The following is a 23,151-nucleotide window of genomic DNA, read 5'->3' as shown; positions in this document are numbered from 1 at the left end:
AGAAGCCCCATATATGAAGAATGCAACGTTCTACCTTCTGGACAATGACACCCATCAGGATGGCCTCAGCGCCGTAGAACAGCTGGTGTGTGAAATTGCCGCAGAACGTTGGCGCGCAGGTAAACGGGTTCTGATTGCCTGTGAAGATGAACAGCAGGCGATTCGTCTTGACGAAGCGCTGTGGGCGCGCCCGCCGGAGAGTTTTGTACCGCATAACCTGTCTGGCGAAGGGCCCCGCGGCGGCGCACCGGTCGAGATAGCCTGGCCGCAAAAGCGCAACAGCAGCGCGCGCGATATTCTGATTAGCCTGCGGATAGATTTTGCAGATTTTGCCACCGCTTTCACAGAAGTGGTAGACTTTGTCCCTTACGAAGAATCCTTGAAACAACTGGCGCGCGAACGCTACAAAGCGTACCGCCTGGCTGGTTTTAACCTGAATACGGCAACCTGGAAATAATGGAAAAGACATATAACCCACGCGATATCGAACAGCCGCTTTACGAGCACTGGGAACAGCAGGGCTATTTCAAGCCTAACGGCGATGAAAGCAAAGAGTCCTTCTGCATCATGATCCCGCCGCCGAACGTCACCGGCAGTTTGCATATGGGTCATGCCTTCCAGCAGACCATCATGGATACCATGATCCGCTACCAGCGCATGCAGGGCAAAAACACCCTGTGGCAGGCGGGGACTGACCACGCGGGTATCGCGACCCAGATGGTGGTTGAGCGTAAGATTGCCGCTGAAGAGGGTAAAACCCGTCACGATTACGGTCGCGACGCCTTTATCGATAAAATCTGGCAGTGGAAAGCAGAATCTGGCGGCACCATTACCCGTCAGATGCGCCGTCTCGGTAACTCCGTAGACTGGGAGCGCGAGCGTTTCACCATGGACGAAGGCCTTTCCAACGCCGTAAAAGAAGTGTTCGTCCGTCTGTACAAAGAAGACCTGATTTACCGTGGCAAACGCCTGGTTAACTGGGACCCGAAACTGCGCACCGCGATCTCTGACCTGGAAGTGGAAAACCGCGAGTCTAAAGGCTCCATGTGGCACATCCGCTATCCGCTGGCAGACGGCGCGAAAACCGCAGACGGTAAAGATTACTTAGTGGTGGCGACCACCCGTCCGGAAACCCTGCTGGGCGATACCGGCGTGGCCGTTAACCCGGAAGATCCGCGTTATAAAGATCTGATTGGCAAATTCGTGGTGCTGCCGCTGGTGAACCGCCGCATTCCAATAGTGGGCGACGAACACGCCGACATGGAAAAAGGCACCGGCTGCGTGAAAATCACCCCGGCGCACGACTTCAACGACTACGAAGTGGGTCGTCGTCACGCCCTGCCGATGATCAACATTCTGACCTTCGACGGTGACATCCGTGAAAGCGCAGAAGTGTATGACACCAAAGGCAACGAATCCGACGTTTACTCAAGCGACATTCCGGCAGAGTTCCAGAAGCTGGAACGCTTTGCCGCGCGTAAAGCGATTGTGGCTGCCGTTGACGCACTCGGCCTGCTGGAAGAGATTAAACCTCACGATCTGACCGTGCCGTACGGCGACCGTGGTGGCGTGGTTATCGAGCCAATGCTGACCGACCAGTGGTATGTGCGTGCCGACGTGCTGGCAAAACCGGCTGTTGAAGCGGTTGAAAACGGCAGCATTCAGTTCGTGCCGAAGCAGTACGAAAACATGTACTTCTCCTGGATGCGCGATATTCAGGACTGGTGTATCTCCCGTCAGCTGTGGTGGGGTCACCGTATCCCGGCATGGTATGACAACGAAGGCAACGTATACGTTGGGCGCAGTGAAGATGAAGTGCGTCAGGAAAACAACCTGAGCGCAGACGTTGCCCTGCGTCAGGACGAAGACGTGCTGGATACCTGGTTCTCCTCCGCGCTGTGGACCTTCTCCACCCTCGGCTGGCCAGAGAACACCGACGCGCTGCGTCAGTTCCACCCAACCAGCGTGATGGTGTCTGGCTTCGATATCATCTTCTTCTGGATTGCCCGCATGATCATGATGACCATGCACTTCATTAAAGATGAAAACGGCAAGCCGCAGGTTCCGTTCCATACCGTCTATATGACCGGTCTTATCCGTGACGATGAAGGCCAGAAGATGTCCAAATCCAAGGGCAACGTCATTGACCCGCTGGATATGGTGGACGGGATCTCCCTGGAAGAGCTGCTGGAAAAACGCACCGGTAACATGATGCAGCCACAGCTGGCAGAGAAGATCCGCAAGCGCACCGAGAAACAGTTCCCGAACGGGATTGAATCTCACGGTACTGACGCCCTGCGTTTCACTTTGGCGGCGCTGGCCTCTACCGGTCGCGACATCAACTGGGACATGAAGCGTCTGGAAGGTTACCGTAACTTCTGTAACAAACTGTGGAACGCCAGCCGCTTCGTGCTGATGAACACCGAAGATCAGGATTGCGGCTTCAACGGCGGCGAGATGATCCTCTCTCTGGCCGACCGCTGGATCCTGGCGGAATTCAACCAGACGGTGAAAGCGTTCCGCGAGGCGCTGGACAGCTACCGCTTCGACATCGCGGCGGGCATTCTGTACGAATTCACCTGGAACCAGTTCTGTGACTGGTACCTGGAGCTGGCGAAGCCGGTCATGAACGGCGGAACGGAGGCAGAACTGCGCGGTACGCGTAATACGCTGATTACCGTGCTGGAAGGCCTGCTGCGTCTGGCGCACCCGATCATTCCATTTATCACCGAAACCATCTGGCAGCGTGTGAAAGCGATCGCGGGCATCAACGCCGACACCATCATGCTGCAGCCGTTCCCGGAATTCGATGCCGCTAAAGTGGATGAAGCTGCCTCAGCGGATACCGAGTGGCTGAAGCAGGCGATCGTCGCTGTACGTAACATCCGTGCAGAAATGAACATCGCCCCGGGCAAACCGCTGGAACTGCTCCTGCGCGGTTGCAGCGACGCGGCTGTTCGTCGTGTCACCGAGAACAATACCTTCCTGAAAACCATGGCGCGTCTGGAAAGCATCACCGTGCTGCCAGCCGATGACAAAGGTCCGGTCTCCGTGACGAAAATCATCGACGGCGCTGAGCTGCTGATCCCAATGGCGGGTCTCGTCGACAAAGACGCTGAGCTGGCACGTCTGGCGAAAGAAGTGGCGAAAGTCGACGTGGAAATTGGCAAAATCGAAAGCAAACTGGCGAACGAAGGCTTTGTCGCCCGCGCGCCGGAAGCGGTCATCGCCAAAGAGCGTGAACGCCTGGTTGCTTTCGCCGATGCGAAGACCAAGCTGATTGAGCAGCAGGCGGTGATTGCGGCCCTGTAATGCTTTTACCCCTTACGCTTCAGGGCGTAAGGGGTATTCTTCCTGAAAACTCCTCGCTTGCACTCCCCTTTCTGCGGTGCTATTAACAGCAGTTGTGTGTCAATTTTTGTAATGAGTAATGCTATGAGCGTGATTACCCCCGTCGCGACGACGATGCGTCGGATCGCTGTGCAGGACAACCCGGCTATCGCCGCCGTTATCCGTACGGTTTCTGCCGAATATGGCCTGACGGCTGATAAAGGCTATACGGTTGCTGATCCAAATCTGGACGAGCTGTTCCAGCTTTACAGCCAGCCGGGCCATGCCTACTGGGTTATTGAGCAGAATGGCCAGGTGGTGGGCGGCGGCGGCGTTGCTCCGCTCAGCTGCAGCGAGCCGGATATCTGCGAGCTGCAGAAAATGTATTTCCTGCCATCTGTTCGCGGACAAGGCCTGGCGAAGAAACTGGCGCTGGTCGCACTCGACTATGCCCGCAATCAGGGTTTTACACGTTGTTACCTCGAAACAACCGCCTTCCTCAAAGAGGCCATCGGCCTGTATGAACATCTGGGCTTTGAGCATATTGATGCACCGCTGGGCTGCACCGGCCACGTCGATTGCGAAGTCAGGATGCTGAAAACGCTGTAAATACTTTTGCTGCCCTCTTCTGTTAAGCGGTGGTTAACTGAATGCTCTACACTCTCAGTTCACACCATAACGGGGGAAACACGATGTCGAAGATAAAAAGCTACGCCGCACCGCAGGCGGGTGCAGAACTTGAACTGTACGAGTACGATGCGGGCGAACTAAAAGCGGAAGACGTCGAAGTACAGGTTGATTACTGCGGGATCTGCCACTCGGATCTCTCCATGATCGACAACGAATGGGGCTTTTCAAGCTATCCACTGATCGCCGGACACGAAGTGATTGGCCGCGTCGTGGCGCTCGGCAGCGCTGCGCAGGACAAAGGCCTGAAAGTGGGCCAGCGCGTGGGTATTGGCTGGACGGCACGCAGCTGCGGTCATTGCGACGCCTGTATCAGCGGCAACCAGATCAACTGCCTTGAAGGCGCCGTTCCAACCATCCTCAACAAGGGCGGTTTTGCCGATAAACTGCGCGCCGACTGGCAGTGGGTCATTCCGTTGCCTGACAGCATTGATATCGAATCCGCAGGCCCGCTGCTGTGCGGCGGCATTACCGTCTTTAAACCGCTGCTGATGCACCATATCACCGCCACCAGCCGTGTGGGTGTGATTGGTATCGGGGGTCTCGGTCATATTGCCATCAAACTGCTGCACGCGATGGGCTGCGAAGTGACGGCATTCAGTTCTAACCCGGCGAAAGAGCAAGAAGTGCTGGCGATGGGAGCGGATAAAGTGGTGAACAGCCGCGATCCAGACGCGCTGAAAGCACTGGCGGGTCAATTCGATCTGATCATCAACACCGTTAATGTCGATCTCGACTGGCAGCCGTACTTTGAAGCACTGGCCTACGGCGGTAACTTCCATACGGTGGGTGCCGTGCTGAAGCCGCTGCCGGTTCCGGCGTTTACCCTGATCGGCGGGGATCGCAGCGTGTCCGGCTCTGCAACCGGCACGCCGTTCGAGTTGCGCAAACTGATGAAGTTCGCCGGGCGCACGAAAGTATCGCCAACCACCGAACTCTATCCGATGTCGAAAATCAACGAAGCGATCCAGCACGTGCGTGACGGCAAAGCCCGTTACCGTGTGGTGTTGAAAGCAGATTTTTAATGTGACACACCCCTCTCCTACAGGGAGAGGGCGCAAACACTAAAAACGGTAACGATTGTTACCGTTTTGCTTCTACCATGGCCTTAAACACCTCTGCCACCGCAACCGCTCCCGGATCCATTACCCCATCCAGATTCTCTTTATTCACATACGACGAACGTCCCGCGCCCGCTTTGCCCATTCTGGCCGTTGCCTCTGCGCCCTGCTGTGCCGCCTGCGCTGCCGCCTGAAGATCGTTTTTCTGCAACGTCTCCAGCGCCGGTTGTAGCGCATCGATCAGCGTGCGATCGCCGAGATCGGCCCCGCCATACTGCTTCATCTGTGCCAGCCCGCTCAGCAATGCATCCGCAAGCGATTGTCCGTCATGTAGCTTTTGTCCGGCTGCCGTGAAAAAGATCGACATTAATACGCCACTCGATCCGCCCATCACCGTTGCCAGCCGCTCGCCCACCAGCAGAAGTAATGTCGACACGTCGTTAAGAGGAAGGTTGTTCTCCTCCAGACGCTGCGCAATCTCCCGCGCCCCTTGCGCAAAGGTGGATCCGGTATCGCCATCCCCCACTTTCGCATCCAGCACGTTCAGACGGTTTTCCAGCTGAATCAACGTCTTTGTCACCACAGAGACATATTCGCCCACCTGCGGATTTGCAGACGGGGTAAACTCCACGCAGTCATGGATCGCGCTATGCTCCTGGGTACGCAGCGGGGCAAACGCCACCGGCTTCTGCCAGCCCAGCGTCTCAACCTCTTCATGAAGGGCTTTTTCGAACAGATCGTTTAGCTTCAGCAGCGTCAGCGAAAAGCCCTTCATATCCAGGGCGCTCACCAGCGGTGCCGGGCCAATCAGGTACGCCAGGTTATCTTTCAGTGCCGAGTGGGCCAGCTCTTTGGTGAGCAGAGCCATCTCAAGCGCTGATACGCCCCCCAGGTTATTGATCAACACTGCGAAGCGCCCGTCACCCGCCTTCGCCTTGAGCGGCGTCACCAGCGTGTCGATAATCGCTTTACTGTTCTGCGTATCCACGACGGAAGCCCCCGGCTCACCATGAATGCCCAGACCCAGCTCGACATGACCTTGCTTAATGCGCCCTTCTTCCTCGTCGCTTCCCGGCAGATTACACGTTTGCATCGCAACGCCCAGGCTCCAGAGGTTATCGCAGGCCTGTTGCGCAATATCACGCACTTCACTCAGCGATTTTCCGTGCTCTGCGGCATAACCCGCGATCTTATGAACCAGCGCCGTACCGGCAATGCCGCGCGGCTGTTTGTTGTCCGGCAGCGCAATATCGTCTGCCACAATGACCATCTCCACCTTCAGGCCGTAGCGTTTCGCCTTTTCTGCCGCCAGACCAAAATTCAGGCGGTCACCGGTGTAGTTTTTAACGATCAGCAGGCAGCCACGGTCACCCGTCACCGCCACAATGGCATTCAGCACCGCATCCACGCTCGGCGAGGCGAACAGATCGCCGCACACTGCTGCCGTCAACATACCTTTGCCGACAAACCCGGCGTGTGCAGGCTCGTGGCCGGAACCGCCACCGGAGATCACCGCCACGCGGCTCTTGTCCCAGTCGCTGCGGGCCATAATGCGAATGGCAGGATCAACATCAAGCTTGACGAGGTTACCGTGCGGAGCAGAAATCAGAATGCCTTCAATAGCATCGTTGACCAGTTGTTTGCGATTATTAAAAAAGAATCTGGACATACATTCTCAACTTGTTGTGAACCGTATGCAAAAGCATAGTCCGCGCTGGGTAATACGCCGCAAAGTAAGGAATTTTTAACGCCATTTTGCCGTCAGGTTGCCTATACTCCACCCAGGACTAAGAGAGGATGAGTATCATGAGTACACCATTGTTAATTGCCAGGACGCTGGAGAAAGAGCTGTTTTTACTGCCTGCGATGGCGAACCGACACGGCCTGATCACCGGTGCCACCGGGACGGGGAAAACCGTTACCCTGCAGAAGCTGGCCGAATCGCTCTCTGAGATTGGCGTGCCGGTCTTTATGGCCGATGTAAAAGGCGATTTAACCGGTGTGGCTCAGGAGGGGGCCCCCTCAGAAAAACTCCTTGAGCGTCTGAAAAATATCGGCGTCAATGATTGGACGCCGCACAACAACCCGGTAGTTGTCTGGGATATCTTTGGTGAGAAAGGTCATCCGGTACGTGCCACCGTCTCCGATCTTGGCCCGCTGCTGCTGGCCCGTCTTCTGAATCTCAACGATGTCCAGTCCGGGGTGTTGAACATCATCTTCCGTATTGCCGACGATCAGGGGCTGCTGCTGCTCGATTTCAAAGATCTGCGCGCCATAACCCAATATATCGGCGATAACGCTAAATCCTTCCAGAACCAGTACGGCAACATCAGCAGTGCCTCCGTGGGGGCCATTCAGCGCGGGTTACTGACGCTGGAGCAACAGGGTGCAGAACATTTCTTCGGCGAGCCGATGCTCGATATCAAAGACTGGATGCGCACAGACAGCAACGGCAAAGGCATCATCAACATTCTCAGCTCAGAGAAGCTCTATCAGATGCCGAAACTCTACGCCGCCAGCCTGCTGTGGATGCTCTCTGAACTTTACGAACAGCTGCCGGAGGCGGGCGACCTTGAGAAGCCGAAGCTGGTGTTCTTCTTCGACGAAGCGCACCTGCTGTTCAACGATGCGCCGCAGGTGCTGCTGGACAAAATCGAGCAGGTTATCCGGCTGATCCGCTCCAAAGGCGTCGGCGTGTGGTTTGTTTCGCAAAACCCGTCGGATATCCCCGATAACGTGCTGGGGCAGCTCGGTAATCGCGTCCAGCACGCCCTGCGTGCCTTTACGCCAAAAGATCAGAAAGCCGTCAAAGCTGCCGCACAAACCATGCGCGCGAACCCGGCCTTTGATACCGAAGCGGCGATTCAGGCGCTGGGTACCGGTGAGGCGCTGATCTCCTTCCTGGATGCCAAAGGCAGCCCGTCCATTGTGGAACGCGCCATGGTGATTGCCCCTTGCTCGCGAATGGGGCCGGTAACGGACGATGAGCGCAACGGACTGATTAACCACTCCCCGGTTTACGGGAAATACGAAGATGAAGTGGATCGCGAATCTGCCTTCGAGATGCTGCAAAAAGGGGTACAGGCCACCACCGACTCGCAGGACGCCCCACCCGCCAGGGGGCAGTCAGTCGCGGTGGATGACGGCATTCTGGGCGGGCTGAAAGACATTTTGTTTGGCAGTACCGGGCCGCGCGGCGGCAAGCGCGATGGCGTTGTACAGACGATGGCGAAAAGCGCCGCGCGGCAGGTCACGAATCAGATAGTGCGCGGCATGCTGGGGAGTCTGTTAGGCGGTCGCCGCCGGTAGCGGAGCGACCCACGGCCGTCCCAGCGCCGAGCCCTGCACACCGTGCTCATGCAGATAGCGGTCAATCTCCACCATCCCCGTCCAGCGGTTCTCACACCATAGCGGTGCCAGAAGCGTTGGACGGCGGGCGCTGGCGGAGATACGGTGATAGACAATCTCGGGCGGCGTATGACGGATCATCTCCCCTGCCGTTACCGTATACTCGTCGAGTGCGATGCCGTTTAACCGCCCGGCTTGCCAGGCTTTGGCCATAATGCTGCCCTGCACAATATGCAGCGGGTGCAGCTTGAGCCCGTCCACGCCTGTCTCAACGACTTTTTCCAGCGTCTCCAGGCCATGCTGCTGCCCTTCTCCCGGCAGGCCGACAATCAGATGCGTGCAGACTTTCAGGCCACGTTCGCGGGCCAGGCGGGTGGTGCGCTGATAGCAGGCAAAATCGTGGCCGCGATTAATACGGTGCAGGGTTTTGTCATGCGCGCTTTGCAGGCCTAGTTCCAGCCAGATCTCATAGCCCTGCTCTTTATACTCGCTGAGTAAATCCAGCACCGCGTCGGGCACGCAGTCCGGACGCGTACCGACACACAGCCCGACAATGTTCGCCTGAGCGACCGCCTGTTGATACATCGAACGCAGCACCTGCACTTCCGCCCATGTGCTGGTGTAGGCCTGGAAATAGGCCAGATACTGCTTTGCCCGGTTCACAAGACGGGCCTGATGCGCGAGCTGTTCCGCGATAGATTTATGCTGCTGCGCCTCGTCCGCAAAGGAGGCCACGTTACAGAAGGTGCAGCCGCCGCGCCCGAGCGTACCATCGCGATTCGGGCAGCTAAAACCGCCATGCAGCGTCAGCTTGTGAACCTTTTGCCCGTAGCGCTGCAAAAGATCCCCACCAAACATATTGACTAATTTCTGTAACTGCATAATCTGATAGACCGTCCCGAAGAAAGGGGACAAGCCTGCCATTTTTAGCCACCATCGGCGATGACCTGGATCAATCGCCCTGGCTGGCTTTTATCTATTTGAATAACTAATCAAGATTACTGCAATTTCATTCACGCCAAATGTGATTACTTTTCCTTATGTTCTGATTGTTTTTTTTATTTATAACGCCAACACTGAAAAACAGTGACTTTATGCGGGTTTAAACCGCACAGCAGTTTATTATCCTGCCATAAAACCGCTATTCAGCACGCTGCATCAATAATACCGCTTTCATATAGTGAGTCAGATCACACTCCGCTGCGACTTCGCAGGGCGTTTAGTGGTTGTAAAAATAGTTAAATATCTTTTAAATACAATTCATTAGCTTATCTATAGCACATTTTTGTATAAATAAGATTGCCATTTGACCTGTGTACCAATTCCCGATAAGTTGGAAATCCGCTGGAAGCTTTCTGGATGAGCGGCCTGCTCATCATATTTATGCAGTAATTGAGATTCCCTCTGAAGCAAGTCCTCAAACTTGTTTACCTGCGCGAAAGGATGAAAAGAGGGCGAATGCGAGGTCCGCGTATGAAACGCAAACCCCGTCGCCATGCTCTTTCTGTGCCTGTGCGCCACGGTTCAGTGGGAAGCCCGACGAGCCTGGGGAGGTTCACTGATATGTTGTACGATAAATCCCTTGAGAAGGATAACTGTGGTTTCGGCCTGATCGCCCACATAGAAGGCGAACCTAGCCACAAGGTAGTGCGTACTGCTATTCACGCACTGGCCCGTATGCAGCACCGTGGTGCCATCCTTGCCGATGGTAAAACCGGCGACGGTTGCGGCCTGCTGCTACAAAAACCGGATCGTTTCTTCCGTATCGTGGCGGAAGAGCGCGGCTGGCGTTTAGCCAAAAACTACGCTGTCGGTATGCTGTTCCTGAATCAGGATCCTGAAAAAGCTGCCGCCTCACGCCGCATCGTTGAAGAAGAACTTCAGCGTGAAACCCTGTCTATTGTCGGCTGGCGCGATGTGCCAACCAACGAAGGGGTGCTCGGTGAAATCGCCCTCTCCTCGCTGCCTCGTATTGAACAGATTTTTGTTAATGCGCCTGCTGGCTGGCGTCCACGTGATATGGAACGCCGTCTGTTTATCGCCCGCCGCCGCATTGAAAAGCGTCTCCAGGACGATAAAGAGTTCTACGTCTGTAGCCTCTCGAACCTGGTGAACATCTATAAAGGTCTGTGTATGCCGGCTGACCTGCCGCGCTTCTACCTGGACCTGGCGGACCTGCGTCTGGAATCGGCCATTTGCCTGTTCCACCAGCGCTTCTCCACCAACACCGTTCCACGCTGGCCGCTGGCACAGCCGTTCCGCTATCTGGCGCACAACGGCGAGATCAACACCATCACCGGTAACCGCCAGTGGGCGCGCGCCCGTACCTATAAGTTCCAGACCCCACTGATCCCGGACCTGCATGATGCTGCGCCGTTCGTTAACGAAACCGGCTCTGACTCCAGCTCCATGGATAACATGCTGGAGCTGCTGCTGGCAGGCGGCATGGATATCGTGCGTGCCATGCGTCTGCTCGTGCCACCGGCCTGGCAGAACAATCCGGATATGGATCCGGAGCTGCGCGCATTCTTTGACTTTAACTCCATGCACATGGAGCCATGGGATGGCCCGGCGGGCATCGTCATGTCCGACGGTCGTTTTGCCGCCTGTAACCTGGACCGTAACGGTCTGCGTCCGGCGCGCTACGTCATCACCAAAGACAAGCTCATCACCTGCGCCTCAGAAGTCGGTATCTGGGATTACCAGCCTGACGAAGTGGTTGAGAAAGGCCGTGTTGGGCCGGGCGAGCTGATGGTTATCGATACCCGCGGTGGGCGTATTCTGCACTCCGCTGAAACAGACAACGATCTGAAGAGCCGCCATCCCTATAAAGAGTGGATGGAGAAAAACGTGCGCCGTCTGGTGCCGTTCGAAGATCTGCCGGACGAAGAAGTGGGCAGCCGCGAGCTGGACGACGATACGCTGGCAAGCTTCCAGAAGCAGTTTAACTACAGTGCGGAAGAGCTGGATTCCGTCATCCGCGTGCTTGGTGAAAACGGCCAGGAGGCTGTCGGCTCCATGGGTGACGATACCCCGTTTGCCGTGCTCTCCAGCCAGCCGCGTGTAATTTATGACTATTTCCGTCAACAGTTTGCGCAGGTGACCAACCCGCCAATCGACCCGCTGCGTGAAGCCCACGTCATGTCATTGGCAACAAGCATTGGTCGCGAGATGAACGTCTTCTGCGAGGCAGAAGGCCAGGCTCACCGCCTGACCTTTAAATCGCCGATCCTGCTTTACTCCGATTTCAAACAGCTCACCACGCTGAAAGAGGATCACTACCGTGCAGACACGCTCGATATTACCTTCGACGTGACCGAAGCGACCCTCGAAGAGACGGTGAACGCGCTGTGTGACAAAGCGGAACAGATGGTGCGTAACGGCACCGTTCTGCTGGTGCTGTCTGACCGTAACATTGCGAAGAACCGCCTGCCGGTGCCTGCGCCAATGGCGGTGGGGGCTATCCAGACGCGTCTGGTCGATAAGAGCCTGCGCTGCGACGCCAACATCATTGTTGAAACCGCAAGCGCACGCGATCCGCACCACTTTGCCGTGCTGTTAGGCTTTGGTGCGACGGCGATCTATCCATACCTGGCCTACGAAACGCTGGCTCGTCTGGTGGACACCCGTGCGATCGACAAAGATTACCGTACCGTGATGCTGAACTACCGTAACGGCATCAACAAAGGCCTTTACAAGATCATGTCCAAAATGGGCATCTCGACCATCGCCTCTTACCGCTGCTCGAAGCTGTTTGAAGCGGTTGGCCTGCATAACGACGTGGCAAACCTCTGCTTCCAGGGCGTGGTCAGCCGCATCGGTGGAGCCGGTTTTGCCGACTTCCAGCAGGATCTGGTGAACCTGTCTAAGCGCGCCTGGCTGGCACGTAAGCCGCTGGAGCAAGGTGGTCTGCTGAAGTACGTTCACGGCGGTGAGTATCACGCCTACAACCCGGACGTGGTGCGCACGCTGCAGCAGGCCGTCCAGAGCGGCGAGTACAGCGATTATCAGCAGTATGCTGAGCTGGTGAACAACCGCCCGGCAGCCACGCTGCGCGATCTGCTGGCGCTGAACCCTGGTGATGAAGCGGTCAGCATCGACGACGTAGAGCCTGCGTCTGAGCTGTTCAAACGCTTTGACACCGCTGCTATGTCCATCGGCGCATTAAGCCCGGAAGCCCACGAGGCGCTGGCCGAAGCGATGAACAGCATCGGCGGTAACTCTAACTCCGGTGAAGGCGGTGAAGATCCTGCCCGCTACGGCACCAATAAAGTGTCCCGTATCAAGCAGGTGGCATCTGGTCGCTTTGGCGTAACGCCAGCGTACCTGGTCAACGCCGACGTCATTCAGATTAAAGTCGCTCAGGGGGCAAAACCGGGCGAAGGCGGTCAGTTACCGGGTGATAAAGTCACCCCGTACATCGCCAAACTGCGTTACTCGGTACCGGGCGTGACGCTGATCTCCCCGCCGCCGCACCACGATATCTACTCTATCGAGGATCTGGCGCAGCTGATTTTCGACCTGAAACAGGTCAACCCGAAAGCGATGATTTCCGTGAAGCTGGTTTCCGAACCGGGCGTCGGCACCATCGCGACCGGTGTGGCGAAAGCCTATGCGGATCTCATCACCATCGCCGGTTATGACGGTGGTACTGGTGCAAGCCCGCTCTCTTCCGTGAAATACGCGGGTTGTCCGTGGGAGCTGGGCCTGGTGGAAACCCAACAGGCGCTGGTGGCAAACGGTCTGCGTCATAAGATCCGTCTGCAGGTGGACGGCGGTCTGAAAACCGGCCTCGACATCATCAAAGCGGCGATTCTGGGTGCGGAAAGCTTCGGCTTTGGTACCGGCCCGATGGTTGCGCTGGGCTGTAAATACCTGCGTATTTGCCACCTGAACAACTGTGCGACCGGCGTTGCAACCCAGGACGAGAAGCTGCGTAAGAACCACTATCACGGCCTGCCGTTCAAAGTGACAAACTACTTTGACTTCATCGCCCGTGAAACCCGCGAGCTGATGGCGCAACTGGGTGTAAAACGTCTGGTGGATCTGATTGGCCGTACCGACCTGCTGAAAGAGCTGGACGGTTTCACTGCCAAACAGCAGAAACTGGATCTGGGCAAGCTGCTGGAAACGGCCGAGCCGCATCCGGGTAAGGCGGTCTACTGCACCGAGAACAACCCGCCGTTCGACAATGGCGTGCTGAACGCGCAGCTACTGCAGCAGGCGAAGCCATATGTGGATGAGAAGCAGAGCAAAACGTTCTGGTTTGATATCCGCAACACCGACCGCTCTGTGGGCGCGTCGCTCTCTGGTTACATCGCGCAAACGCACGGCGATCAGGGGCTGGCAGCGGATCCGATCACCGCGCACTTCAGCGGTACGGCGGGTCAGAGCTTCGGCGTGTGGAATGCCGGCGGCGTTGAGCTGTACCTGACCGGCGATGCTAACGACTACGTCGGTAAAGGCATGGCGGGTGGTCTGCTGGCGGTGCGTCCTCCAGTGGGCTCTGCTTTCCGCAGTCACGAGGCCAGCATCATCGGTAACACCTGTCTTTACGGCGCGACCGGTGGCCGTCTGTTTGCCGCGGGCCGTGCGGGTGAGCGTTTTGCGGTGCGTAACTCCGGTGCTATCACCGTGGTGGAAGGCATTGGCGATAACGGCTGTGAATACATGACGGGAGGGATTGTTTGCGTGCTGGGTAAAACCGGCGTGAACTTTGGCGCAGGCATGACGGGCGGTTTTGCATACGTCCTGGATGAAGATGGTGAGTTCCGCAAACGCGTGAACCCAGAACTGGTGGAAGTGCTGGACGTTGATACGCTGGCGATCCACGAAGAACATCTGCGCGGTTTGATTACCGAACACGTGCAGCATACCGGTTCTTCGCGCGGCGAAGAGATCCTGGCGAACTGGCCAGCGTTCTCTGCGAAATTCGCGCTGGTTAAACCGAAGTCCAGCGATGTTAAAGCCCTGTTGGGTCACCGTAGTCGTAGCGCAGCAGAGCTGCGTGTGCAGGCGCAGTAAGGAATTCAGATGAGCCAGAACGTATACCAGTTTATCGACCTGCAGCGTGTTGATCCGCCAAAGAAACCGCTGAAGATCCGTAAAATTGAATTTGTAGAAATCTATGAGCCGTTTTCAGAAGGCCAGGCCAAAGCACAGGCAGACCGCTGCCTGTCCTGCGGTAACCCTTACTGTGAGTGGAAATGTCCGGTCCATAACTACATCCCTAACTGGCTGAAGCTGGCCAACGAAGGGCGTATTTTTGAAGCCGCCGAGCTTTCTCACCAGACCAACACCCTGCCAGAAGTGTGCGGCCGCGTGTGTCCGCAGGACCGTCTGTGTGAAGGCTCCTGTACGCTGAACGACGAGTTTGGCGCGGTGACCATCGGTAACATTGAGCGCTACATCAACGATAAAGCGTTTGAGATGGGCTGGCGTCCGGATATGACTGGCGTGAAGCAAACCGACAAGCGCGTGGCGATCATCGGCGCGGGTCCGGCGGGCCTGGCCTGTGCAGATGTCCTGACCCGTAACGGCGTGAAGGCGGTGGTCTTTGACCGTCATCCGGAAATCGGCGGCCTGCTGACCTTCGGTATCCCGGCCTTCAAGCTGGAGAAAGAGGTTATGACCCGCCGCCGTGAAATCTTCACCGGCATGGGCATTGAGTTCAAACTGAATGTAGAAGTGGGCCGCGACGTGCAGCTCGACGATCTGCTGAAGGATTACGACGCCGTGTTCCTGGGCGTGGGTACCTATCAGTCCATGCGTGGCGGGCTCGAGAACGAAGACGCGCCAGGCGTGTACGACGCGCTGCCGTTCCTGATAGCCAACACCAAGCAGATCATGGGATATGGCGAAACGGCCGATGAGCCTTACGTCAGCATGGAAGGCAAACGCGTGGTGGTGCTGGGCGGTGGTGACACCGCGATGGACTGCGTGCGTACCTCCATTCGTCAGAACGCGGCGCACGTAATCTGTGCTTACCGTCGTGACGAAGAGAACATGCCGGGCTCAAAACGCGAAGTGAAAAACGCGCGTGAAGAGGGCGTGGAGTTCCAGTTCAACATCCAGCCTCTGGGTATTGAAGTGAATGCCAACGGTAAAGTGAGCGGCGTGAAGATGGCGCGCACCGAGATGGGTGCCCCGGATGCCAAAGGCCGCCGTCGCGCGGAGATCGTGGCTGGTTCTGAGCACGTGATCCCGGCTGACGCGGTCGTCATGGCGTTCGGTTTCCGTCCTCACAGCATGGAGTGGCTGGCGAAGCACAGCGTTGAGCTGGATTCGCAGGGTCGTATTATCGCGCCAGAAGGCAGCGACAATGCGTTCCAGACCAGCAACCCGAAAATCTTCGCCGGTGGTGATATCGTTCGTGGTTCTGACCTGGTGGTGACGGCAATTGCCGAAGGCCGTAAGGCGGCAGACGGTATACTGAACTATCTGGAAGTGTAAAAAATGGCCCGGCGATTGCCGGGCCAACTTTTATTTTTTAAGCAGTTGCCAGGTTAAATCGGTCTCCAGCGCGGTTTGATCCGAAATATGGTTAAACGCGCTGTCATTGAGCACCGGGAAAATGGTGACGGTAAAGTTCATCTGCTGGCCGCTGGGTACCCTGCCGTTTTCAACCGCCACGACAGCCTCGTTATTGCGGATATAGAGCGATGACCCATTATCAGTATCCGGCGTAAAATTCACCTGATCCGTTGTTTTCCCTACGTTGTAGCTTTTACCATCCAGCGTCAGGTTGCTGACCTTTATCGCCACACCACCGTTCTGACCAAACTGAAAACGCCCTTTCTGACCAGAAGCCCCCTGTAACAGCGTCGCCATCTGCTGTTTTTCCGGGCAATAGACGCTGACATTTATGTCTTTTTCCGGCATTTTGTTCCAGCTCTGCTGGCTGGTGACAATGCTGTCACGCCGCATCTGATGATAATCCACAACCGGCTGAGAGAGCGTTAGCTGACAATCGTCAGCATAAGAAAGGCACGGTAAAGCAAGCAGCAATAGCGCAGCCAGACGTTGAATGTTCATCGACATACTCCGTTAACTTCTTCGTAAAACGCGTCTTCGTCGTGCTTTTCAGGAAGCGTAAAATCAAGTTTGCACAGACGGTTATTGTCATCATCAACGGCATAAAGCGCGCTAATCTGATCGGCATCGTTCAGGAAGACATGTCCGTCATCAACCACCGTCACCACGTAGTTATTTTTATCATCCACCACCGACAGACCTTTCGTCAGCGGCTTCCCGTCGGCCTGCTTAATACGTAACATCACGCGGCGACTGTTCAATACTTTAAAGCTCACTTCGCTTACCGAGCCATGTGCAGCAGCAATATATTTGGTCCCGTTCGCCAGGGTCATGCTCTGCGGTAGCTTGTTCGCATCCACTTCGATACGTGAGTTACGCCATTCAGTCAGGCCGGGAATGACAGCCTGGCCCCAGCGGTCGGTCCAGACGGTGCCCTGCGGCGTAGTGATCTCAACGCCCGCTTTCGGTTCGCTGAGTCTGGCGATGGCAAACGTGTCCTTGATGGAATACGGCGAGAAGGTCACACCGTCTTTGTGCATCGCAATGCCGCCAGACAGGGTCGCATTGTAGTTACGCTGATGATCGCCGCTGGTACCGCCCCCGACGCTAAGCTGGGTGTAGTGAAGATTAGTGTTGATGTTGCCGTTGAAGCTGTTTTCCTGTGATTCGTCATCACGATCGGCAGAAATATAGTAGTTGGTGTTCTCCCCCAGCGACCCGCTGTTCGCCAGACCATAGCTGGTGCTGTCGCCCTGCTTACGCATATACGAACTCAGGCTCTGCGAACCGCCTAATGGAATGCTGAGGTTGATATAGAGCAGATCGTCGTCCTGGTCGTCATCCGTGCTGCCCACTGCGCTTTGCCAGTTCACGTTGATTGAAGCGTATTTGAAGGTTTTCCCCCACGACAGAAGCAAGTAGCGGGAATCTTCGCCGTCTCCTGCGGCTTGGTTGTAGCTCAGGCCCGCGCTAAATGCCCCGGCCAATTCTGTGGACCAACGTACGTTGGCCGAATAACTGTTGTCATAGCCCTGATAATCATCATCCATGGCATCTGCGAGTTCACGATAATCACCGCTGTAATGCGCCACGCTGGCAGACAGGCCGACATTCTCAGTCAACGAGTAATCGCTCTGGAGTTCGTTTTTGATACCGTTATTACTGTCGCCAAATTGCGCGTTGCTGGCGGCCATACTGGTAGAGACGTTCCAGCCATCGGTAACCATAAATTCTGTGCGCGCCCCCGCGGCCTGGTAATCTTCGGCCACCACGCCGGAGGCAAGCAGGTTCATCCAGGGGAAAATTCGCCAGCCATCGGATACGTTGAACACCAGCGGATCGCTGTAGTCACTGTCTATACCACGCACCTGGCCCGCCGAAACGGTCAGGCCGTTTGGTTTTGAAAGATTTCGGGCTTTTACGGATGCGGCGGGAACAATGTAGCGGTTGGTCGAACCGTCGGACTCCACAACGGTGACGTCAAGATCGACGTTGTTACGGACCATCGGGACGTCATCCAGCGTGAACGGGCCCGCCGGGACTAACGTGTTAAAAATGAGTCTTCCGTTTTGACGCACTTCAACGCGCGCCTGCGAGGTTCGGGCAATACCGGATACGCTCACCCCCGAACTGTCTTTCTGCAGACCGCTGGTCGGCATTAACTGCACACCGGTAATCGGGACGCCGCTTAACACATCTGACATGGCGTTAATTTCCCCCACCTGCATGGTCAGGCGTTGAGGAACAAACACATGCTCTGCGTAGGTATAAATACTCTCTGCGTTTCGGTTGCCGTTGTCATCCGTCAGGATATAGCGGCTGCGTAGCGACCAGTCCATCGCGTTGAAGCCCGCCTCCAGGCTTGCCTGTGAGTAACGGTTACTGCTGCTGTCACTTCCGCTGTATTCGTTTTTGGTGCTGAAGAGCGAGTAGTTAAGCATGCCTGCCGTGCCGCCATGCTGGAAATTTTTGACATCAGCGCTCAGGCTGTTAAGTGCTTCCGCTGGCAGATAAAGCTCGACCGCTTCCTGGTTTGGCAAGGGATTGATCACCGCCTGAGCGTAATCGCTACGCAGATCATGGCAGGTCTCATTCGCCTTTATGGGCACCGGCATGAGACCTGCAAATTCCATGAAGTCGTTATCAACGCACATCGTTCCGTCTTCACTGAAGCGTACGGCCGCTGTTCCGCGATCGTTACCGTTCACTTTGACAGAAACGGAATGCGTCCCCGGTAAAAAGCGCGGCGCTTGTGCAAAATAGCGGTTTAGATCGGCCCCAAGACCACGTGATTTCAGGATATCAGTATCAAACGTCACCTCCCTCGCGTGGAGGGAGGGAGCATCAAGCAACATCAGAGGTATTGCGCTATAAATCACAGCGCGCACAAAAAGTGCAAGTTGGCTTTTTTTACGCACCGCCATAATCCTTTATTTTTTATTGAGATCCGAGATAAAGCTGGGCACTTCGACCCCATAGCGGCTGGCCGGGAAAAACTTAACTTTCGTGTTTCCACTGACGGATTTGCCCATAGAAACCGTCATGGTTTCACCGGGTAAAATGTAGGTTTTGGCAAGCGATCCGCTGATGCCTGAAGGCTGCAGCACCACGTTCTGTGCCAGACGCACAACATATTTGCTTGGGTTTTTTACCGTGACGGACGTGCCTGACGCGGTCCATTCGAGGAATTTCCACGCATCGGTTACCACGGCCAGCTTCGCAGGGCGAATCAGTACGGGCAGGTCCTGACGAATATTGATGCCAATTTTCACTTTATTGTCATCGCTCTTCGGCGGGATCCCTTCAAAGGTCACACGCTTGTAGTGCTCAACGTCCAGCGGTTTGCTGGTTTGCAGGATGAAGCGCAATTGCTGAGTCTGACCGGGCTCGAGTCGTACCACAGGCTGAGTCGTGACGAGTTTCAGGCCTTTATCATCCGGCAGATCCACCACGTCGGTGTACAGTAGCGACGGATGGCTATCGGTATTTTTGACGTTGATGGTGCCACTGTGGGTCGCTTCATCAATCACCAGCAGACTGGTTTCTGGCACCATACCGGCTGCATGTACGCCAAACTGTGCAGAGAATAAAGCTGCGGCAGCGAGTGTTTTAAATAAAACCTTTTTAGAGCATGTCATATGTATATTCCTTGAAAGCACTACTTAACATTCCGTGTTGATGGCGCTTATTTTTGAGAGAAAGCGTATTCCCTCTGCATTAAATTTAACTCACTTTAAATTTGAAAGAATTACAGATACTTTAGGCTGATCGTCAACTGACCATCCAGCCGGGTATCATCGGTAATGGCAAGCGTTGTGGTATTCTGAATAGCCAGAGACGTTACCAGCGGAAATGTTGCTGTCTGGAAAGCAAGCGGGTCAATACTTCCCGCTAATGCGACGGTAATATTACGATTATTTTCACCCTGACTTGAACCATCAGTACTCTTAGCCCAGGTCGTTGAGCCATTCTGCTGATATATTGGATCGACAGATTTTCCGTCTGCAGTAACGCTATTCACCTTCATAAACATGGCATAAGAGCCAATATTTACCGTGCCTGCTTTGCCAACGCCATAGGTCTGGTTAGTCGCACTCTGTGCCCCACCCGTAAATGTACCGGCAGAAACGGTTAATCCTGCGTTAGAGTCGGCGCGATCGTCTATCATATTCCAGGCCACTTTTGTTGCTGCCGTGCAGGTGATGGTGAGATCGATATTCCGTTGCCCTAACTGGTTCACCGCCGTAGAGGACAATTCACCTAAGCGGATATTTCCATAGTCAACCACGCCGCCATTGCTAAATTCAGGAGTACAGGCCGAGGCTGTCAGCGTCCCTTTAATTTTCAATATCGCGGTTTCAGCGGCAAACGTAGAGTTTACGCAAAGGAATAATGCTGTAGCCAATAGAATTTTTTTCACGAGTTAATCCATAACTTATGATTTAAAGAAAATAAAATTCGACTGAATTCATCCTTGATAGTCGCTATTACCTCCGTTTGCAAAATGCATGGTGCGATAATATAGAAATCATAAATACATGCAACTTAGGTTTATTAACTTTTCTTTTTAGATTTACTCAAACAATAGGCAGGGTTTATAAAACAGAGGTTTCCAGTTCTTTTTAGACCATTTGTATTCAGAATAATTATTGCTTGCGATGATTTATTTTCGCTGGCTTTGTATTCCAAAATTTCTGTCATATAGAATAAAGCATTGCACTGTCTTAATTTTGTACAAATCTATACATAGAAAAAATATTCGTTCAACAGGCGCTTAATCTTTACATCGACAAAAAAAATCCAGCCGACTGAGGAGGGCTGGATTTTATAATGGATGACGCTTATTTTACCACTCTGAGAGCCGGACGCCCGCCGCGTGGTGGCGGATCGTCATCAGGATCGTTTTCATCCTGGCGGTCAGGTTTGTCGCCGTCAATAACCGACATCACCGTGTCGCTGTCTCGCTCCCCGGTTGCATCGTCTTCATTCAGGCTGGCAACGTCTTCATCGTAAGCCGCTTCCGGCTCGAACATCGTACCCGCGCCGTTTTCCCGCGCGTAGATAGCCAGCACCGCGGCCAGCGGCACGGAAACCTGACGCGGTACGCCGCCGAAACGCGCGTTAAAACGCACTTCGTCGTTCGCCAGTTCAAGATTACCCACCGCACGGGGGGCAATGTTCAAAACGATCTGTCCGTCACGCGCGTATTCCATCGGAACCAGCACGCCCGGCAACGTCACATCCACAACCAGGTGCGGCGTGAGCTGGTTATCCAGCAGCCATTCATAGAAGGCGCGCAGCAGATACGGACGGCGTGGTGAAAGTTGTGGCATTTCCACAGTCATTAGCCTCGGCCGAGACGCATTTCACGTTCCGGTTCAGTTAAGGATGCCAGGAAGGAGTCGCGTTCAAAGACGCGGGTCATATAGCCTTTCAGCTCTTTTGCGCCCGGGCCGCTGAATTCAACGCCAAGTGTCGGCAGGCGCCACAGCAGCGGTGCCAGGTAGCAGTCCACCAGGCTGAACTCATCGCTCAGGAAGAACGGTTTCTGGCCGAACACAGGGGCAATCGCCAGCAGCTCTTCACGCAGTTGTTTACGTGCAGCGTCTGCTTCTGAAGCAGAGCCGTTTTCGATCACGTTCATCAGCGTGTACCAGTCTTTCTCGATACGCTGCATGTACAGGCGGCTTTCGCCACGCGCCACAGGGTAAACAGGCATCAGCGGTGGATGCGGGAAACGCTCATCCAGGTATTCCATAATGATACGGGATTCCCACAGGGTCAGCTCGCGATCCACCAGCGTTGGTACACTTTGGCTCGGGTTGAGATCGATCAGATCCTGAGGTGGGTTATCCTTTTCCACATGCTCGATCTCAAAACTGACACCCTTCTCGGCCAGCACGATACGAACCTGATGGCTATAAATGTCAGTAGGACCAGAAAACAGCGTCATTACCGAACGTTTGTTGGCAGCGACAGCCATGAAAACCTCCAGGTATATTCAGAATTTTTACTGCTACCGGCCCGGTGGGGCCAGCCAGATGATGTAGCGCCCATCCCAGAGAAGACACATTGTTCAAGAATCGAACAAAAATCGAGTATTCACCGATATTTGGGCAGAAAATTGGATGATAGTTTACCAGATTTTGATGGCTTTGTGGTGAGGGGATTCTGGAAATGCGGAAAAAGAGGAGATATATGCATTGATAATGTGGATAACCTGAGCATTACCCATAAAAAAACCCGCCGAAGCGGGTTTTTCGCCAATCGTTCTGCGTGAGCAGAAAATGATTAACGTTTGGAGAACTGTGGACGACGACGTGCTTTACGCAGACCCACTTTCTTACGTTCAACCTGACGAGCATCACGAGTAACGAAGCCAGCTTTACGCAGTTCAGAACGCAGGGATTCGTCGTACTCCATCAGAGCGCGGGTGATACCGTGACGGATCGCACCTGCCTGACCGGAGATACCACCACCTTTAACGGTGATGTACAGATCCAGTTTTTCTACCATATCAACCAGTTCCAGCGGCTGGCGAACTACCATGCGGGCAGTTTCGCGACCGAAGTACTGTTCCAGAGAACGCTGGTTGATTACGATTTTACCGTTGCCCGGTTTGATGAACACGCGAGCTGCGGAACTTTTGCGGCGACCAGTGCCGTAGTATTGATTTTCAGCCATTGCCTATAATCCCGATTAGATGTCAAGAACTTGCGGTTGCTGTGCCGCGTGGTTGTGCTCGTTACCTGCGTAAACTTTCAGTTTACGGAACATAGCACGACCCAGCGGGCCTTTTGGCAGCATGCCTTTAACCGCGATTTCAATCACACGCTCAGGACGGCGAGCAATCATCTCTTCAAAGGTCGCTTCTTTGATACCACCGATGTGGCCAGTGTGGTGGTAGTACATTTTGTCTTCGCGCTTGTTGCCGGTTACAGCAACTTTTTCTGCGTTCAGAACGATGATGTAGTCACCAGTATCAACGTGCGGAGTGTATTCCGCTTTGTGCTTACCGCGCAGGCGACGAGCCAGTTCAGTAGCCAGACGGCCCAGAGTTTTACCGGTCGCGTCAACAACATACCAGTCGCGTTGTACGGTTTCTGGTTTAGCTGTAAAAGTTTTCATTAAAAGCTTACCCAAATAATAAGTTACACGTTGGTGAACACCCAAACGTTTAGTCAGTTGAGGT

Annotated in this window: 17 protein-coding genes; 7 read left to right on the top strand and 10 right to left on the bottom strand. The window is 54.9% G+C overall.

Annotated elements, in window-relative coordinates:
• Window positions 1–13: 13 nt before the first annotated feature.
• From holC to EQV24_RS12195, 4 genes are all read left to right on the top strand, one after another.
• The gene (holC, locus tag EQV24_RS12210; protein ID WP_008502815.1) at window positions 14–457 is read left to right on the top strand and encodes a DNA polymerase III subunit chi; all 444 of its coding nucleotides are present in this window, start codon (window positions 14–16) and stop codon (window positions 455–457) included.
• Window positions 457–3,312: a valine--tRNA ligase gene (locus tag EQV24_RS12205; protein WP_013098952.1), complete on the top strand. Its 2,856-nt coding sequence runs from the start codon at window positions 457–459 to the stop codon at window positions 3,310–3,312. Before holC ends, EQV24_RS12205 begins: the two co-directional genes overlap by 1 nt.
• Window positions 3,313–3,435: 123 nt before the next feature.
• Window positions 3,436–3,939: a GNAT family N-acetyltransferase gene (locus tag EQV24_RS12200; RefSeq protein WP_023619941.1), complete on the top strand. Its 504-nt coding sequence runs from the start codon at window positions 3,436–3,438 to the stop codon at window positions 3,937–3,939.
• An 83-nt stretch (window positions 3,940–4,022) separates the two neighbouring features.
• Complete coding sequence (locus tag EQV24_RS12195; RefSeq protein WP_038420701.1) at window positions 4,023–5,042, top strand: NAD(P)-dependent alcohol dehydrogenase; 1,020 nt, start codon at window positions 4,023–4,025, stop codon at window positions 5,040–5,042.
• Between the two features lie 58 nt (window positions 5,043–5,100).
• Here EQV24_RS12195 and EQV24_RS12190 read toward each other — a convergent pair whose 3' ends face one another.
• Window positions 5,101–6,747 (bottom strand): dihydroxyacetone kinase subunit DhaK, encoded by a 1,647-nt coding sequence (locus EQV24_RS12190; protein ID WP_130626645.1) that lies wholly within the window; start codon window positions 6,745–6,747, stop codon window positions 5,101–5,103.
• A 137-nt stretch (window positions 6,748–6,884) separates the two neighbouring features.
• Between EQV24_RS12190 and EQV24_RS12185 the strand changes: the two genes are divergently transcribed.
• A complete protein-coding gene (locus EQV24_RS12185) occupies window positions 6,885–8,387 on the top strand; it encodes a helicase HerA-like C-terminal domain-containing protein (protein ID WP_013098956.1) in 1,503 nt (500 codons plus the stop codon).
• On the opposite strand, the gene EQV24_RS12180 is transcribed toward EQV24_RS12185, so the two are convergent.
• On the bottom strand, window positions 8,367–9,308 hold the full coding sequence (locus EQV24_RS12180; RefSeq protein ID WP_130626775.1) for a TIGR01212 family radical SAM protein: 942 nt from the start codon (window positions 9,306–9,308) through the stop codon (window positions 8,367–8,369). The genes EQV24_RS12185 and EQV24_RS12180 overlap by 21 nt on opposite strands.
• A gap of 681 nt (window positions 9,309–9,989) precedes the next feature.
• On the opposite strand from EQV24_RS12180, the gene gltB reads away from it, so the two are divergent.
• Window positions 9,990–14,450, top strand: a complete 4,461-nt coding sequence (gene gltB, locus EQV24_RS12175; protein WP_013098958.1) for a glutamate synthase large subunit — start codon at window positions 9,990–9,992, stop codon at window positions 14,448–14,450.
• 9 nt (window positions 14,451–14,459) lie between these two features.
• Window positions 14,460–15,878, top strand: coding sequence for a glutamate synthase subunit GltD (gltD, locus tag EQV24_RS12170; protein ID WP_013098959.1), 1,419 nt, complete (start codon window positions 14,460–14,462; stop codon window positions 15,876–15,878).
• Window positions 15,879–15,908: 30 nt separating this feature from the next.
• Here the strand turns inward: gltD and EQV24_RS12165 are convergent, their stop codons facing one another.
• From EQV24_RS12165 to rplM, 8 genes are all read right to left on the bottom strand, one after another.
• Entirely contained in the window at window positions 15,909–16,460 is a 552-nt protein-coding gene (locus EQV24_RS12165) for a membrane protein (RefSeq protein ID WP_013098960.1), read from the bottom strand.
• On the bottom strand, window positions 16,457–18,883 hold the full coding sequence (locus tag EQV24_RS12160; protein ID WP_130626644.1) for a fimbrial biogenesis outer membrane usher protein: 2,427 nt from the start codon (window positions 18,881–18,883) through the stop codon (window positions 16,457–16,459). Before EQV24_RS12160 ends, EQV24_RS12165 begins: the two co-directional genes overlap by 4 nt.
• 6 nt (window positions 18,884–18,889) lie before the next feature.
• Window positions 18,890–19,597 carry a fimbria/pilus chaperone family protein gene (locus tag EQV24_RS12155; protein ID WP_038420707.1) on the bottom strand — a complete coding sequence of 236 codons (708 nt, stop codon included), beginning with the start codon at window positions 19,595–19,597 and terminating at the stop codon, window positions 18,890–18,892.
• Window positions 19,598–19,707: 110 nt separating this feature from the next.
• Window positions 19,708–20,379 (bottom strand): DUF1120 domain-containing protein, encoded by a 672-nt coding sequence (locus EQV24_RS12150; RefSeq protein WP_038983653.1) that lies wholly within the window; start codon window positions 20,377–20,379, stop codon window positions 19,708–19,710.
• A gap of 421 nt (window positions 20,380–20,800) precedes the next feature.
• On the bottom strand, window positions 20,801–21,298 hold the full coding sequence (gene sspB, locus EQV24_RS12145) for a ClpXP protease specificity-enhancing factor (protein WP_130626643.1): 498 nt from the start codon (window positions 21,296–21,298) through the stop codon (window positions 20,801–20,803).
• A 5-nt stretch (window positions 21,299–21,303) separates the two neighbouring features.
• Window positions 21,304–21,942, bottom strand: coding sequence for a stringent starvation protein SspA (gene sspA, locus EQV24_RS12140; RefSeq protein WP_013098965.1), 639 nt, complete (start codon window positions 21,940–21,942; stop codon window positions 21,304–21,306).
• Between the two features lie 308 nt (window positions 21,943–22,250).
• On the bottom strand, window positions 22,251–22,643 hold the full coding sequence (gene rpsI, locus EQV24_RS12130) for a 30S ribosomal protein S9 (RefSeq protein WP_000829818.1): 393 nt from the start codon (window positions 22,641–22,643) through the stop codon (window positions 22,251–22,253).
• A gap of 15 nt (window positions 22,644–22,658) precedes the next feature.
• Window positions 22,659–23,087, bottom strand: a complete 429-nt coding sequence (gene rplM, locus EQV24_RS12125) for a 50S ribosomal protein L13 (protein ID WP_013098967.1) — start codon at window positions 23,085–23,087, stop codon at window positions 22,659–22,661.
• Window positions 23,088–23,151: the final 64 nt, after the last annotated feature.

Source organism: Enterobacter sp. A8 (genome assembly GCF_004296595.1).
GTDB lineage: Bacteria > Pseudomonadota > Gammaproteobacteria > Enterobacterales > Enterobacteriaceae > Enterobacter > Enterobacter cloacae.
Note: the sequence above shows the minus strand (reverse complement) of the source record. Positions and strands in the feature narration are given on the sequence as shown.

Excerpts from the sequence above, each read along its gene's own strand:
- holC (WP_008502815.1), top strand. The coding sequence starts at position 14 with ATGAAGAATGCAACGTTCTACCTTCTGGACAATGACACCCATCAGGAT.
- EQV24_RS12205 (WP_013098952.1), top strand. The coding sequence starts at position 457 with ATGGAAAAGACATATAACCCACGCGATATCGAACAGCCGCTTTACGAG.
- EQV24_RS12200 (WP_023619941.1), top strand. The coding sequence starts at position 3,436 with ATGAGCGTGATTACCCCCGTCGCGACGACGATGCGTCGGATCGCTGTG.
- EQV24_RS12195 (WP_038420701.1), top strand. The coding sequence starts at position 4,023 with ATGTCGAAGATAAAAAGCTACGCCGCACCGCAGGCGGGTGCAGAACTT.
- EQV24_RS12190 (WP_130626645.1), bottom strand. The coding sequence starts at position 6,747 with ATGTCCAGATTCTTTTTTAATAATCGCAAACAACTGGTCAACGATGCT.
- EQV24_RS12185 (WP_013098956.1), top strand. The coding sequence starts at position 6,885 with ATGAGTACACCATTGTTAATTGCCAGGACGCTGGAGAAAGAGCTGTTT.
- EQV24_RS12180 (WP_130626775.1), bottom strand. The coding sequence starts at position 9,308 with ATGCAGTTACAGAAATTAGTCAATATGTTTGGTGGGGATCTTTTGCAG.
- gltB (WP_013098958.1), top strand. The coding sequence starts at position 9,990 with ATGTTGTACGATAAATCCCTTGAGAAGGATAACTGTGGTTTCGGCCTG.
- gltD (WP_013098959.1), top strand. The coding sequence starts at position 14,460 with ATGAGCCAGAACGTATACCAGTTTATCGACCTGCAGCGTGTTGATCCG.
- EQV24_RS12165 (WP_013098960.1), bottom strand. The coding sequence starts at position 16,460 with ATGAACATTCAACGTCTGGCTGCGCTATTGCTGCTTGCTTTACCGTGC.
- EQV24_RS12160 (WP_130626644.1), bottom strand. The coding sequence starts at position 18,883 with ATGGCGGTGCGTAAAAAAAGCCAACTTGCACTTTTTGTGCGCGCTGTG.
- EQV24_RS12155 (WP_038420707.1), bottom strand. The coding sequence starts at position 19,597 with ATGACATGCTCTAAAAAGGTTTTATTTAAAACACTCGCTGCCGCAGCT.
- sspA (WP_013098965.1), bottom strand. The coding sequence starts at position 21,942 with ATGGCTGTCGCTGCCAACAAACGTTCGGTAATGACGCTGTTTTCTGGT.
- rpsI (WP_000829818.1), bottom strand. The coding sequence starts at position 22,643 with ATGGCTGAAAATCAATACTACGGCACTGGTCGCCGCAAAAGTTCCGCA.
- rplM (WP_013098967.1), bottom strand. The coding sequence starts at position 23,087 with ATGAAAACTTTTACAGCTAAACCAGAAACCGTACAACGCGACTGGTAT.